Source organism: Dubosiella newyorkensis (assembly GCF_001945605.1).
Classification (GTDB): domain Bacteria; phylum Bacillota_I; class Bacilli_A; order Erysipelotrichales; family Erysipelotrichaceae; genus Dubosiella; species Dubosiella newyorkensis.
Genome location: NZ_MPKA01000069.1, coordinates 1 through 14,281 on the forward strand (window position 1 = coordinate 1; position 14,281 = coordinate 14,281).

Genomic DNA, 14,281 nt, shown 5'->3' on the forward strand with positions numbered 1-14,281 from the left:
TAGAAGGATTCTACAATACGATCCGGATCCATTCCCATTGCGGATACGAATCCCCGATGGAATACGAGAAAAATTACAAGATATTGAAAAAGATGCGTTTAGAAAAAAATTGAGAAGCGTCATTGACAATGGGGATCCCTAAGATAAGCTTGGGGCTTTTCAAGCTGCAGCAAAAGCTGGGAGTTTGAAAAGCAACAAGAAATGGGTTCTTAGGGATGGGGCCCGTAGTCAATGGAAAGCGGAACAAATTTTTTCGGATTTGTCAAAAACAGAAATTTAGATTGTCCTCAAACTTGACATAGTACCAGCTTGAAGAGGACGACCGGACTGATCCCACTTCTTCCGAGATGAGAATAGAGAGGAAGAGCAAGTTCCTGGATACGTTTCCAGTCGATCGCCTTTTGAAGCTTGCGGACGAGATGATCGCCAGGAACGAGCGTATCGAGATCGATCATGACCATTTCGGGCTGAAAGTGAAAGGAATAATCGAAAATTAAATATATAAATGCTACCTATAATAATTTATCAAAAAGAAAAAGACTGCTGACATTCCATTTGTCAACAGTCTGAGTCGAGTAAATCGACTTTTAGTTTTCTAAACGGGCATCGATGTCCGCGATCTGCTGTTCGAGTTCATCGATAAAATCTTCTTTGTCTTCGATCTCCGCTTGAATATCGGCCATCGTCGCTTCGCTGACCAGTCCAAACATATCATTTTGAAGACGCTCGATTTGACGTTTTTGATTGTTGACGAGTTCGACCTTTTTGTTTCTCGCCTCCATCATACGCTCTTTCCAATCTTGCTGGCGTTGTTCGCTCGCCTTTTTGAGGCCATCGAAATAAACATCATTGGCCGCTCTGAAATCCGCCCACACTTTATCATCGTGTTCACGGCCCGCGAATCCGATTTTTTTCCAATCGTTGGAAAGCTGTTTCATGAATTCCGTGTTCTCACGTGTATATTCTTGCGAATTCGCGACAGCGCGTGCTTGTTCGACAAGAGCCATCTTCTTTTCATAGTTTTCTTGACGGGTACGTGCCAATTCATCATAATGTTCGTTTCGGCGTGTATAGAACGCTTGACGGGCATCGTTGAATTCGTGCCATAAAGCATCGTCCACTTTGTTGCCGGCATGACCGACTTCCTTCCAAGCATCCATCAGTTCTTTCATCGCTTGGCTTGTCTTTTGCCATTCGGTAGAATCTTGAAGCTGCTTCGCTTTTTCGATCAACACTTCTTTTTCAGCCTTCGCTTCGTCAAAACGAGCATGCATCTCTTCCCACGCCTCGTGCTTTCTTTGATAGAAGATATCACGAGCCGCCTGGAATTTTTCCCAAAGCGCGTCGTCCATATCACGGCCCGCGTGACCCGCTTGCTTCCATTGCTCCATCAGATCCGCGACTTCTTTGCTCGCTTTGTTCAAGTTATCCGTTTGAGCCAATTCCTCGGCCCGTTTTACGAGCGCTTCTTTTTTCGCCTGCGCTTCTTTGTAGATCTCATTTCTCTTGGCGTAGATTGTATCGAGAGCCGCTTCGAATTCATCTCTTAGCTTGTCTTCATAATCAGACTCCCAATAATGGATTCTTCTCCATCTTCTTTTCAAATTGTTGAGATCACGCTGCGTCTCGTTCCAATTGGAAGACTCTTCAAAGTTTTTAGCTTCTTCGACCAATTCCTCCTTGAGCGAAATATCCGCATCCATGTCTTCAACTTCGTACATTTCATCATTCATCTGTGCCATAGGTTTCCTCACTCACTACTACTATACATTTACTATCTAATTCAATATTTTACACGTCTTTAACGAAATAAAAAAGGGAAAATCGGATTTTTTCTACAAATTTCCAAAAATATTTTCTTTTCCGATCGCCAGCATCAACTTGATTCGATTCTCTTGGTTGACTTTTGTGGCCCCAGGATCATAATCGATCGCCACGATATTCGCTTTCGGGTACGCGTTCCGGATCGAAGAAATCATTCCTTTCCCCGCGATATGATTAGGCAGGCATCCAAAGGGCTGCGTGCACACGATGTTTTCATAACCTGATTCGACAAGCTCGACCATTTCAGCCGTTAAAAGCCACCCCTCGCCCATCTTGCAGCCGATCCCGATCAACTGTCTCGCCTTTTCTTTGAGCGCGCTATAGGAAGCGGGCGCCGTAAAATCCGATTTTGTCTTTACCGCATCGATCAAAGCCGCTTCGAATTTTGATAAATAGGTATAAATAAGCATCGAAGCTTGCTTGGCAAACTTGCTTCCGCCATATAGACGAACATCCTCCATAGGCATATCGATCGCATAGAGCATGAACTGCATGATCCCAGGAACCATCACCTCGCATGCTTCCTGTTCTAAAAAGTCCTGCAAATGGTTGTTGGCAAGAGGTGAATATTTCACGAAGATTTCCCCCACGATCCCGACCTTCACCTTTGGCGTTTTCTTTAAAGGGATCCTAGAAAAGTCACAGACGATCTTCGAATAATTTTGGCGCACTTGATTTAGCGAGAATCCCGTATTGTTTTGAAAAAGTTCGCTGATCGTTTGCACCCAATCATCGACAAGCTGATCCGTTTGCCCTTTCTCCTTTTCATAGGGGCGTGTCTGGTTGCTCAAAAGCATCAACGCATCCCCATAGGCTAAAGCCGCCAAAAGCCTTCTAAGCATTGGAAATGTCAGCTTGAATCCAGGATGATTTTCCATTTTTCCTAACGATACCGAAATGACAGGTACTTGCTCCATTCCTGCATCTTTTAAAGCTTTTCGCAATAGATAAATATAATTGCTCGCCCGACATCCTCCACCCGTTTGCGTCATGATCAAGGCCACATGCTCTAGATCGTAGCCACCGCTCTTTAAAGCGTCGATCATTTGTCCGATCGTGATCAAAGCCGGATAACAAGTATCATTATGGACATAGCGAAGTCCCTCTTCGATCAAATGAGCGCCTTCATTATGAAGAAGCTCGACTTTATAACCGCTTCCTTTAAGCACATTTTGGACGAGCTGAAAATGGAGCGGAAGCATGTTGGGGAATAAAAGGGTGTGGGTTTCCTTCATCTCTTTCGTAAAAAGATGAAGCGGAACTCGTTCAGTCATACATTTTTCTCCTTTTTGTCGCGAATAAAGAACGAAGGCGGATCTTGATCGCTCCTAGATTGCTGACTTCATCGATCTTGAGCTGGGTATAGAGTTTTCCATGCGTCTCCAAGATGGCGCGCATCTCATCGCTTGTGATCGCGTCCAATCCGCACCCAAATGAAACGAGCTGCACGACTTCAATGTTGGGATACGTGGCATGACAGGCGAAATCAGCAGCCGAATACATGCGGGCATGATACGTCCATTGATTCAAAATATCCGTATCCGCCTTTTGGCTCATATGCGCGACACTATCCTCCGAAAGTAGAACGATCCCTTGCGAAGCGATAAACTTATCGATTCCGTGATTGATCTCTTCATCAAGATGATAAGGTCTACCGCACAAAATCAATACAGGCAAGCCGTGTTCGCACGCATAGCGATAATATCGATCCCCTTGATCTCGGATCGATTCCATATGCCGAGCATATTCTCGATACGCTTTATTGACTGCTTCCGCCACTTCCTTTTTTGAAAACGGATATGACCAGGTGTTCATCAAAAACTCATAAAAATGCTTTTCAAAATCCTTTGGACGATGCAAACCAAAATAAGGATATAGGAAGCGCACATCTTCATCGAGCGTGGTCTTGAGCACTTCGGGATAATAAGCCACGATCGGACAATTATAGTGATCGTTCGATCGATGCTCATCCACATTGTATGAAAGACAAGGATGGAAGATCGTCTTGATTCCCTTTTCCTTGAGCGCCATCAAATGGCCATGCATCAATTTTGCCGGATAGCATACTGTATCACTTGGGATCGTCCCTTGCCCCTTATGATAGATCGCTTTGCTTGAAGGCGGCGAGATCTCGATGCCAAAGCCTAATTCCTTGAATAACGTATACCAAAACGGAAGAAGCTCATACATATTCAAGCCAAGCATCAATCCAATACGCTCTTTTTCTCCTTCAAACGACACATACTTGGAAAGAAGCTCTTTTTTAAACGTATAGATCGAGATCGGCGCTTTGGTTTTTGATGTTCCTAACGGCTTTTCACATTGGTTGCCTGCAATATAACGCTCCCCATTCTCGAACGTGTTGATCGTTAGACGACAATGATTCGTGCATCCTTGGCAGGTGATCGCTTGCACTTGATGTTTGAAGCGTTCTAATTCTCGAGCATTCATCAATACGCTTTTTTCGCAACGATTTTCTAAAGCGTAAAGGGCCGCCCCATAGGCGCCCATCAATCCCGATCGAGCGGGCCGAATGACTGGATGGCCGAGCTCTTGCTCAAAGGCTCTCAATACAGAATCATTTAAAAACGTTCCCCCTTGGGTAATGATGTGGGTGCCGAGTTCTTGCTTATCTTTGATCCGGATCACTTTATAAAGCGCGTTTTTTACGACGCTGATCGATAAACCGGCCGCGATATTTTCGATGGTCGCTCCATCTTTTTGCGCTTGCTTGACAGATGAATTCATAAATACAGTACAGCGGGAACCTAGATCGACAGGTCTAGGAGCGAACAAGCCCTTTTGAGAAAATTCCTCGATCGAATACCCTAAAGCTTGGGCAAAGGTTTGCAAAAACGAGCCACACCCCGAAGAACAAGCCTCATTTAAGTAAATACTGTCGATCGCCTGGTTGCGGATCTGAAAGCACTTGATATCTTGTCCGCCAATATCGATGATGAAATCCACGTTTGGATCGTATTGTTTCGCGGCCGTATAGTGGGCGATCGTTTCCACGATTCCATGGTCGGCATGGAACGCGTGTTGAATGATCTCCTCGCCATACCCCGTCGTGGCGCTTCCAATCACCTTTCCATTTGGAAAATGAGCGTACAGGTCTTCTAAGAACGCTTTGACTAGCGGGACAGGATTCCCGGCATTGGACATATAATCCGAAAAAACGATTTCTTTATTCTCGTCGATCGCCACGGCTTTTAGTGTCGTGCTTCCCGCGTCGATTCCTACGCTCAATCGTACAGGTTCGTTTGAACGTTTTTTGATGATCTGGCTTTCCTTAGGATGACGAGAAGTAAAATCTTGATATTCCTTTTGGCTCTTGAACAATGGAGGACAAGAAGCGTATTGATCGCTCGCTCGATAATCGCCAAGCATCTTCAATAACACATCGAACGAAAAGCTTTCTTGTTTCGATAAAAGCGCGGCGCCATAGGCTACATAATATAACGAGTAGGGCGGACAGATCCCTTGCTTATGCAAGGTTTTGTCGAACGCCGCTCTTAGTTCCGAAAAAAATGTGAGAGGTCCGCCTAAATAAACGATATTTCCATCGATCTTGCGTCCATGCGCCAAGCCTGCGATCGTTTGATTGACAACCGCTTGAAAGATCGAAGCGGAAATATCTTCTTTGCACGCCCCTTGATTCAATAGGGGCTGTATATCGGATTTAGCGAAAACACCACACCGGGAAGCGATGCTGTAGATCTTTTTATGATCGCTTGCCAAGGCGTTCATTTCCTTTTGGCTGATGCCTAAAAGTGTCGCCATTTGATCGATGAACGCGCCCGTTCCTCCTGCGCAGCTTCCATTCATGCAAACATCCATCATGCCTGAAAGAAAAAGGATCTTCGCATCCTCGCCACCTAGCTCGATCACGACATCCGTTTCAGGAAGAAGCGCCTTGATCGCCGCTCTTGTGGCATACACTTCTTGGGCAAAAGGAATATGCAGCTCATTAGCCAAGCCCATTCCGGCAGACCCCGAAATACAAAAATGGATCGTATTTTTTGAAAACATCGAACGGATGTGTTTTAACATTTCTATCACTTTATCCGTAATTTGTGCATAATGGCGTTCATATTGTTGATAAAGAATCGTACCTTCTTCATCTAAGACGACGCTTTTTAACGTTGTCGAACCTATATCCATGCCAATTCTTAACATAGATCTCTCCTTCTAAATCAAAAAAAATATAGCTCATTATATACCCAATCTTTGTCAAGTTACAACTCAGAAAAAAAGACCGATTTCTCGGTCATTCGCAATTCACTTCTAAAACAAGCTGTTTTTGTTTTGATTTTGAAGAACGGTTCACAAGGAAAGCAAAAAGGATTCCCGAAAATGTGAAGATCAACGCTAACCCAAGCATCATCGACATTCCATAATTCTCTTGGATAAAGCCACAGCTGAAATTGCCGATCGCCGCTCCAAGGCCCGAAGTCATGACTCCTATGAGTGTCTGGCCCATGATCTGATCCTCTTTTTCTAAATGCTCGGCAACATAATAGGTGATGATCGGTGTAAAGAGACCATACGAACAGCCTTGAAACACCATGCCCAGCAATACAAAGCCTAGATTTGGCGCTAGAGCGATCAAACCGTTTCGCACTCCATAAAAAGCGGCTGCCGTTAAAAGCAGCTTCTGGGAGCCGAATCGTCTTTTCAAACGCGGCGCGATACTCATGATCGGTAGTTCGCTTGCCGCCATCACAAAAGTCGCCATCCCAAATAAAGAAGCATTTCCTCCATGGTACTCGACAATGTCGATCAAATACGTAGCAAGCGCTGAGGAGGCGGCGAACATCAACATGAACGCGAACAAGATCCAGAGCAGTTTTTTATATTTGAAGATCGAAGTCTTCGAACCGCTTTCCTTTTTTTCTTTCCCCTCCATATAGCAAGCAGGCATGCTCGCTAGAAAAGCTAGCGCCAATACACCCGTGATCGCATAAGCGGCAATTAAGATCCGAGGGTCAAAAAATGTCAATAAGTTTCCGATCACGACAGCGCTGATCGCATAAGAAATCGAACCAAGTCCCCTGGACAATCCAAAGTTGACGGATTTTCCATGTTCGATATACTGCATAGCGATCGTCGAGATCAATGGGACCATCGAAATATTCATCGCATACAAAAGCAAATAGATCAGCATGATCATCCATTTAGGAAGAGGCATCCATAATAATAGACCAAATCCAGCACCAATGATCACGAACATCGTCATCAAGATCTGCTGGATCGACATCGCTTTGATCTTGGATGCAAGTGTGGAAAAAGCAGGAGATAAAAAAATGGTCGCAAGGGAAGATGCTCCTGTCACAAGCCCTACTTCGCTCGTGCTCAAGCCTTTGAATTTTAAAAGGATGGCCGCGCATCCAATCAACGAGAACACATTCGCCCAATAGGCAACATGAAACGCGCTATACCGATTTTGTAATGATCGCATCGTATTCCCTCCTTCTAACTATTCCCTATCTTAGTCTTTTTTTCAGAAAACAAAAGGGCGGAGGATCTAGTTGATACTCTGTTTCACAGGTGGGAATCGTTCGTTCCTTTCTAGCGAAACAGAGTTTCCCATGGTACAATTTAACTATGCTGATCCAAGAAAAGTTAAAGAAGGAAGACTTCTCCGCCTCGCAAAGAGCAGTGGCGGACTATATTTTAAAACAAGGCCTAGAAATCAAAGATATGACCGTGAGAATGATCGCGAAAGCGACATATACTTCGAGCGCGACATTGATCCGGATCGCTCATAAGCTTGGATACACTGGATGGGAAGAGCTCAAACATGATTTTTTGGAGGAACAAAAATACTTGCAGTCTCATTTTGCTCATGTGGATGCCAATCTTCCTTTTCAAGAAAGCGATTCGCCGACTTCGATCGTACATAAGATCGCCACGTTGGAAAAAGAAGCGATCGACGACACCTTAAGCTTAATCGATCAAGACGAACTCGAGCAAGTTGTCGATATTCTCATGGATGCGCGCACGATCAATATCATGGGCATGAACAACACCGTCTATCAAGCGGAAGAATTTGTGATCAAAATGGGCCGCATCGGTTATCACGCCTTCTTTCAATCCCCGAATGGCGAAGGCGCTTATAATGGCACCTTATACGAAAAAGACTCCTGTTTGATCATTTTATCGTATACAGGAGAAACTTCCAAATTTTTACAGATCGCGCAAGAATGCAAACAACAGCGTGTCCCGGTGATCGCGATCACATCTCTTGGGGATAATTCTTTATCCAAGCTGTGCGACTATACATTGCGCATCTGCACGCGAGAAAAACAATATTCCAAGATTTCTTGGTTTACACTCGATGTAGCGAATAATTTCATTCTCAATGTTTTATATTCGCTCATTTTCGCGCATGATTATGAAAAGAACCTCCGCTACAAGATCGAGCACGCAAAAAAGATCGAAGTCAACCGCAAAGCGAGTTCTTCGATCATTATCGAGGATCTAGACAATTCCTTCGATCAAGATTTTTAAACCGATCAAAACAAGCACGATGCTTCCGCATAGGGTTGCCTTCGAATGATATTTGGCGCCAAACAAGCTGCCGATCTTCGTGCCAATCGCCGAGAAAGCGAAAGTCACCGCTCCGATCATCGTAATGGCAGGAAAAATAGACACGCTCATAAACGCGAAGCTCACCCCTACGGCTAACGCGTCGATGCTCGTGGCGATCGCTAAGACGAGCATTGATTTCCACCCGATCTCAGGATCGATCGACTCTTCTTCATGAAAGGAATCCCAGATCATTTTGCCACCGATCATCGACAACAAAATAAAGGCGATCCAGTGATCGAATTGTTCCAGCCAGCCACTTGCCAGCTGGGCGAAACAATATCCAAGAAACGGCATCAAGCCTTGAAAGATCCCGAACCACGCGCCAAACCATGTCATCTGTTTCCAGGTGACTTTTTTTAATGACAAGCCTTTCGCGATCGATACCGCAAAAGCGTCCATCGAAAGCGAAAGGGCGATCAAAAACAATTCAATCCAACTCAAGATAGATCTCCTTTTTTTCCGGGAACCAATCAAGTTTCATGTAGTTCCACGACAAGAATAGGCTGCTTCCAAGCCACGTGATTGGATAAACCCAACATAAAAAAGAATATACATGATAATGCGGCAATACAAAAAGCAAGATGATCACTCTAAGAAGGCCCCAATTGAGCACATAGCCAAGCATCGAGATCATCGGTTTCCCGGCACCACGAAAGATTGCAGCCAGACAATGGGTCAGCCCACAGAACGGATAAAACCAAAGCGTGATCTTCGCGCGCAAAAGCCCATACGAGATCGTTTGCGGATCGCTCGAAAAAATCTGCATCAAAGACTCGCTGTTCCATAAAAGCAGCATTCCTAAGACAAAGGAAGAAATCCCCATCATGAGCAAGCCAAATCGACACCCTTCCATCGTTCTCTTCTTTTGCATAGCGCCCACATTTTGGGCTGTAAAAGTTCCCACCGCTTGGCAAAAGGCGGTGATCGGCAAAAAGCTGAATCCTTCGATCGAAGCAAAAGCGCCAGTTGCCGCCATCGCGATCGAACCGAATGTATTAATAAAACCTTGCACGATCGTATTGGCAAACGATACAGCGGAAGATTCGATCGCTCCAGGAAATCCGATCTTCAGGATATCATCGATCACTTCTTTTTGAAGTCGGACCTTAGAGCGTTCCAGCCTCCATTTGGCTTTCGAGTTCAGAAGCTGGAGCATCAGTCCAATTCCTGTCAGCCATTCTGCAATTACTGTCGCAAGGGCCGCGCCCCAAACATCGGTATGAAACACGAGAATAAAAGTGAGATCGAGCGCGATGTTGATGAAAGAAGAAAGGATCAAATAATACAAAGGTGTTTTCGCGTCGCCTATCGCCTGATAGATGGCGCTTCCCATATTGAACAAGAGGATACCCCCAGCACCTGCGATATACAAGCTTAAATAGGAATACGATTGGTCAAAGACATCTTGAGGCGTCTGCATCCATATCAAGATCGGTTTGCAGATCAATGGGGCGAGCCCGATAAACACGAAGCTTACGATCCAACACATCGCATAAGCGTTTCCTTCCAAGATTTGAAGGCGTTCCCAGTTTCGAGCGCCAAATGCTTGTCCGATCAAAACGCTAGCGCCCATGCCGATCCCAAACATGAATGAAGTGATCAGCCACGCGATATTTTCACAATTGCTTAGCGCGGCTAGCGCTCCATCGCCCAAAAATCTTGAGACGATCAGCGTATCGATCACGATATACATTTGTTGAAATAGCGAGGATAAAAAAACAGGCCAAGCAAAGCGAAGAAGCATGCTTGGTATTTTTCCAGTGGTCATGTCTAATGTCTTTTCCATCTACATTCCCTCCATAATGTATTTATTATAATTCTTTTTATAGGGTATTCAAAGTGAAGAAAAACGAAGGATTCCGTATAATTTAAGAGGTTTTAAAGGAGGATTCTTGTGCAATATTATCACCAACCTATAGATGTCGTACTCAAAGAACTCGATGTCAGCTTCCGTGACGGTTTAACTAGCGAGCAAGTTGAAAAAAGACTTCAACAGTACGGGCTCAATAAGCTGAAGGAAGCGAAGAAGAAATCAAATTTTCAGCGCTTTCTTGATCAGCTTAAAGATCCAATGATCTTGATTTTGTTAGTAGCGGCTGTCATTTCGTTCATTCTAGCCATTATTGAAAATGATCCTAAAAGCTTTTTTGAACCGATTTTGATTTTAGTGATCGTCATCTTGAACGCGATCATTGGGGTTCTTCAAGAAAATAAAGCCGAAAACGCCTTGAATGCCCTCAAAAAGATGACGACGCTGCAAGCGCGCGTCATCCGCAATGGCAAAGAGGAACTCATTAATGCGGAGGATCTTGTTCCTGGAGATCTGATCCGGCTAGAGGCCGGAGATGTCGTTCCAGCCGATGCCCGCTTGATTCGAAGCGTTTCATTAAAAAGCGAAGAGTCGGCTCTTACTGGAGAGTCTGTTCCAAGCGAAAAAGACGCCGAAGCGATCGTCAAGAAAAACGCGCCTTTAGGGGATCGGATCGACATGGTCTATTCAGGCTGTTCGATCACATATGGAACTGGCTTGGCGATCGTGACAGCCACCGGCATGGATACCGAGATGGGCAAGATCGCCAATTTGCTCAACGAAGCGGATAACGCGCAAACCCCGCTGCAATTAAAATTAGCGCAGCTTGGTAAATATCTTGGTATTTTGGCTCTGGCGTGCTGCGCAATCATCTTTGTGGTTGGCTTGCTCAATGGTCAGCAGCCAATGGAGCTGTTCTTGACTTCGATCTCATTAGCTGTCGCGGCCATACCAGAAGGCCTTCCGGCGATCGTTACGGTCGTTCTTTCGATCGGCGTAACAAAGCTCGCCAAAAAACAAGCGATCATTCGGAATTTGCCTGCTGTTGAGACTTTAGGTTCGGCTTCGGTCATTTGCTCGGATAAAACAGGAACCTTGACCCAAAACAAAATGACGCTTGTCAAAGCATGGGTTGATGGCGACCAAGACATCGTAGATATCACGACCGACGATCCAAAAGAGATCAAAGAGCTCTTGAAGCTAGGCACGCTTTGCTCCGATGGTTCGATCGTCTTTGTGGATGGGAAAGAAACTTCGATCGGCGACCCGACCGAAACTTCGATCATTTCCGCGGCACGCAAAAATGGAATGACAAAAGAAGAGCTCAACAAAAAATATCCTCGTCTTGGTGAAGTTCCATTTGATTCGGATCGCAAGCTCATGAGCACGATCAACAAAATGGATGACAAGCTTGTCGTGATCACAAAAGGCGCTCTTGATTCTTTGATTCCTCGCCTTGCTTCAGGGGATGTAGAAAAAGCGAAAGCGCTCAATGAGCAAATGTCGAAAAACGCGCTTCGCGTCTTGGCGATCGCTTCTAAAGAGATCGATGCTTTGCCTGATCAGATCAATAGTGAAAGCATCGAGCACGATCTGCATTTAAAAGGACTCGTGGCGATGATCGATCCGGCCAGACCAGAAGCCAAAGAAGCGGTTGCTCTTTGTAAAAAGGCTGGCATTCGTCCGATCATGATCACGGGCGATCATGTGATCACGGCTTCCGCGATCGCGAAAGAGCTTGGAATCTTGAATCCAGGCGATCTTGCGATCACTGGGGTCGAACTCGATGATATGAGCGATTCAGAGCTGGATGGCAAGATCGATCAAATTTCTGTCTATGCACGTGTTTCGCCAGAAAACAAGATCCGGATCGTCAAAGGCTGGCAGCGAAAAAATCAAGTTGTCGCTATGACGGGGGATGGTGTTAATGACGCGCCAGCGCTAAAAGCAGCCGACATTGGCTGCGCGATGGGGATCACAGGTACGGAGGTTGCCAAAGGGGCAAGCGATATGGTCTTGATGGATGACAACTTTGCCACCATCGTTTACGCAGTCAAAGAAGGCCGTGGTATTTACGCCAACATCAAAAAGGTCATCGGTTACTTGCTTGGAACAAATATTGGAGAAGTCGTAACGGTCTTTATGGCGATGCTTCTCTTCCACGAGTCTCCTTTAGCTTCGATGCAGCTTTTATGGATCAACCTCGTCACGGATTCGCTTCCTGCGATCGCCTTAGGGATGGAGCCCGTAGAAAAAGATGTGATGGATCAAAAACCAAAGCCAAAAAACGAAGGAATCTTCGCGCATGGATTTGGTGTGCGGATCATTTTGCAAGGGATCATGTTTGGTGGTTTAGCGCTTCTCTCGTTCTGGATCGGTTTAAAGACGACGGATACGCTTCGTGGCGCGGAAACGATGTGTTTCATTACCTTAGCTCTTTCCCAAATCGTACAAGCCTTCAATATGCGTAGCGAACATTCTTTATTCAAGATTGGACCATTTGGAAACAAACGTCTCAACGGGGCCGCTCTGCTCTCGCTTTTCTTAGTGATGCTGATTATCTTTACTCCACTCAATATCCCATTCAATTTGGAGATCTTACCTTGGAACGATTTCTTTATCGCTTTAGCACTGGCTTTTGTGCCTCTTGTCGTGATGGAACTTTCCAAAGCGTTCGGCTTGATCAAACATGCCGAAGCGAAAGAATACAACAAATAGATCCATTTCCAATAAAAAGCAATCCTGCTCGGGATTGCTTTTTTGTCATTTATAGTTCTTTTTTCTTCAAGACGCGGATGCTAAAATACATCGATGCTCTGTCTACATTCGGTATTCACTCTTTATCTCCTAGATCGTATTGCCGATAAAACATCATTTTCTGGGTCTCAATTTCATTTCTTAATTCTTCTTCTGTTGGCAGATACAATTTGTATTTGCTGGCGAATAACTGTTCATTTCCCTTTAGGATTGAATACCGGGCAATGTCTTCATCCGTATCTGAACAAAGAATGATACCGATCGTGGGATTGTCTCCTTTTGTCCGTTTCAATTCATCGTACATACGGACATACATATCCATCTGTCCTACGTCCTGATGAGTAACCTGACTTGTTTTCAGATCGATCAACACAAAGCATTTCAAAATGTAATTGTAGAAAACTAAATCAATATAATAGTCCTGTTTGTCCGTATGGATATGCTGCTGTCGAGCAACAAACGCATATCCCTTTCCAAGTTCCATCAAAAATTTCTGCAAATTTGTAATGATGCTTTTTTCTAGATCCGATTCTGAGAAATCGGTATTGTTTGTATATCCTAAAAACTCAGCAATAACAGGATTTTTGATGAACTCCAGTTTGTTTTTTTGATAGTCTGCTGTTAAGACTTTCATTAAACTATACCCATAAAAGTGGACACGGTTTTTAGTAGAAGAAAAAGCATTGGGCACTTAATTAGTAAGTCCCGATAAAACGCACTTGAAATTAATATGTTCGCGTTTTGTAGACATTTTCTATTTCCACCTTACACTTGAAGCGATTCAGTGAGATACTATTCTGGACAGACTTCCTAAGGAGATCACAACATATGAATAGAAACTATTTCACTGAAGAACAGATCAAGCAGCTCAAATCGAATGCTTATACCAAATACGTATCACCCAAGACTTTGAAATTCACCGACGAATTCAAAGAACTGTTTCTGGAAAAATACCTTCAGGGATTTTCTCCAAAAGAAATCTTCATAGAAGCTGGCTATGACCCTCTCGTTGTCGGAGAAAGACGAATGGCAAATACGGCTTTTCTCGTGATGAAAAAGGATTCGGAAGTAAAAAAATCAACAGAAGATTCCGAAGTCAAACATTTGAAATCCGAAGTAAAAGCCTTGCGCAAAGAGCTGGAAACATTAAAAAAAATTATAGCTCTGGGCAGCTCGCCAAAATCGAAGGACTTCTGATGAACCGCCCATCCGAAAAATTCGAACTCATCTATGAAATTGCTCAGGATCCGGAAAACACGTTCTCTATCAAGCAGCTGTGCGAACTGAATCAAACCG

At 44.5% G+C, this 14,281-nt stretch carries 11 protein-coding genes; 3 read left to right on the forward strand and 8 right to left on the reverse strand.

The genetic code is table 11. The features are described 5' to 3' along the window. Nucleotides 1-287: 287 nt before the first annotated feature. The 5 genes from BO225_RS12370 to BO225_RS07405 form a co-directional block, all read right to left on the reverse strand. Nucleotides 288-461 carry a transposase gene (locus BO225_RS12370; protein WP_158023810.1) on the reverse strand — a complete coding sequence of 58 codons (174 nt, stop codon included), beginning with the start codon at nt 459-461 and terminating at the stop codon, nt 288-290. Nucleotides 462-587: 126 nt separating this feature from the next. After that, entirely contained in the window at nt 588-1,742 is a 1,155-nt protein-coding gene (locus BO225_RS07390; protein WP_076341617.1) for a DUF349 domain-containing protein, read from the reverse strand. Between the two features lie 93 nt (nt 1,743-1,835). Beyond that, entirely contained in the window at nt 1,836-3,098 is a 1,263-nt protein-coding gene (locus BO225_RS12865) for a 2-hydroxyacyl-CoA dehydratase (RefSeq protein ID WP_076341618.1), read from the reverse strand. After that, entirely contained in the window at nt 3,091-6,003 is a 2,913-nt protein-coding gene (locus BO225_RS07400) for an acyl-CoA dehydratase activase-related protein (protein WP_076341619.1), read from the reverse strand. Before BO225_RS07400 ends, BO225_RS12865 begins: the two co-directional genes overlap by 8 nt. 91 nt (nt 6,004-6,094) lie before the next feature. Continuing rightward, nucleotides 6,095-7,285 carry an MFS transporter gene (locus BO225_RS07405; RefSeq protein ID WP_076341620.1) on the reverse strand — a complete coding sequence of 397 codons (1,191 nt, stop codon included), beginning with the start codon at nt 7,283-7,285 and terminating at the stop codon, nt 6,095-6,097. Nucleotides 7,286-7,431: 146 nt separating this feature from the next. Between BO225_RS07405 and BO225_RS07410 the strand changes: the two genes are divergently transcribed. Continuing rightward, complete coding sequence (locus BO225_RS07410; RefSeq protein ID WP_076341621.1) at nt 7,432-8,337, forward strand: MurR/RpiR family transcriptional regulator; 906 nt, start codon at nt 7,432-7,434, stop codon at nt 8,335-8,337. Here BO225_RS07410 and BO225_RS07415 read toward each other — a convergent pair. Together BO225_RS07415 and BO225_RS07420 are read right to left on the reverse strand one after the other, a co-directional pair. After that, complete coding sequence (locus BO225_RS07415; protein ID WP_076341622.1) at nt 8,308-8,859, reverse strand: manganese efflux pump MntP; 552 nt, start codon at nt 8,857-8,859, stop codon at nt 8,308-8,310. The two genes, BO225_RS07410 and BO225_RS07415, sit on opposite strands and share 30 nt — an antisense overlap. Beyond that, on the reverse strand, nt 8,846-10,204 hold the full coding sequence (locus BO225_RS07420; RefSeq protein WP_076341623.1) for an MATE family efflux transporter: 1,359 nt from the start codon (nt 10,202-10,204) through the stop codon (nt 8,846-8,848). Before BO225_RS07420 ends, BO225_RS07415 begins: the two co-directional genes overlap by 14 nt. Before the next feature lie 108 nt (nt 10,205-10,312). Here BO225_RS07420 and BO225_RS07425 point away from each other — a divergent pair, with 108 nt between their 5' ends. After that, nucleotides 10,313-12,946 carry a calcium-translocating P-type ATPase, PMCA-type gene (locus tag BO225_RS07425; RefSeq protein WP_076341624.1) on the forward strand — a complete coding sequence of 878 codons (2,634 nt, stop codon included), beginning with the start codon at nt 10,313-10,315 and terminating at the stop codon, nt 12,944-12,946. A 115-nt stretch (nt 12,947-13,061) separates the two neighbouring features. Here the strand turns inward: BO225_RS07425 and BO225_RS07430 are convergent, their stop codons facing one another. Then, the gene (locus BO225_RS07430; protein ID WP_076341625.1) at nt 13,062-13,619 is read right to left on the reverse strand and encodes a PDDEXK nuclease domain-containing protein; all 558 of its coding nucleotides are present in this window, start codon (nt 13,617-13,619) and stop codon (nt 13,062-13,064) included. A gap of 194 nt (nt 13,620-13,813) precedes the next feature. Here BO225_RS07430 and BO225_RS07435 point away from each other — a divergent pair, with 194 nt between their 5' ends. Beyond that, the gene (locus tag BO225_RS07435) at nt 13,814-14,182 is read left to right on the forward strand and encodes an HTH domain-containing protein (RefSeq protein ID WP_076340407.1); all 369 of its coding nucleotides are present in this window, start codon (nt 13,814-13,816) and stop codon (nt 14,180-14,182) included. Nucleotides 14,183-14,281: the final 99 nt, after the last annotated feature.

Excerpts from the sequence above, each read along its gene's own strand:
- BO225_RS07390 (WP_076341617.1), bottom strand. The coding sequence starts at position 1,742 with ATGGCACAGATGAATGATGAAATGTACGAAGTTGAAGACATGGATGCG.
- BO225_RS07405 (WP_076341620.1), bottom strand. The coding sequence starts at position 7,285 with ATGCGATCATTACAAAATCGGTATAGCGCGTTTCATGTTGCCTATTGG.
- BO225_RS12370 (WP_158023810.1), bottom strand. The coding sequence starts at position 461 with ATGGTCATGATCGATCTCGATACGCTCGTTCCTGGCGATCATCTCGTC.
- BO225_RS07435 (WP_076340407.1), top strand. The coding sequence starts at position 13,814 with ATGAATAGAAACTATTTCACTGAAGAACAGATCAAGCAGCTCAAATCG.
- BO225_RS07430 (WP_076341625.1), bottom strand. The coding sequence starts at position 13,619 with ATGAAAGTCTTAACAGCAGACTATCAAAAAAACAAACTGGAGTTCATC.
- BO225_RS07400 (WP_076341619.1), bottom strand. The coding sequence starts at position 6,003 with ATGTTAAGAATTGGCATGGATATAGGTTCGACAACGTTAAAAAGCGTC.
- BO225_RS12865 (WP_076341618.1), bottom strand. The coding sequence starts at position 3,098 with ATGACTGAACGAGTTCCGCTTCATCTTTTTACGAAAGAGATGAAGGAA.
- BO225_RS07410 (WP_076341621.1), top strand. The coding sequence starts at position 7,432 with ATGCTGATCCAAGAAAAGTTAAAGAAGGAAGACTTCTCCGCCTCGCAA.
- BO225_RS07420 (WP_076341623.1), bottom strand. The coding sequence starts at position 10,204 with ATGGAAAAGACATTAGACATGACCACTGGAAAAATACCAAGCATGCTT.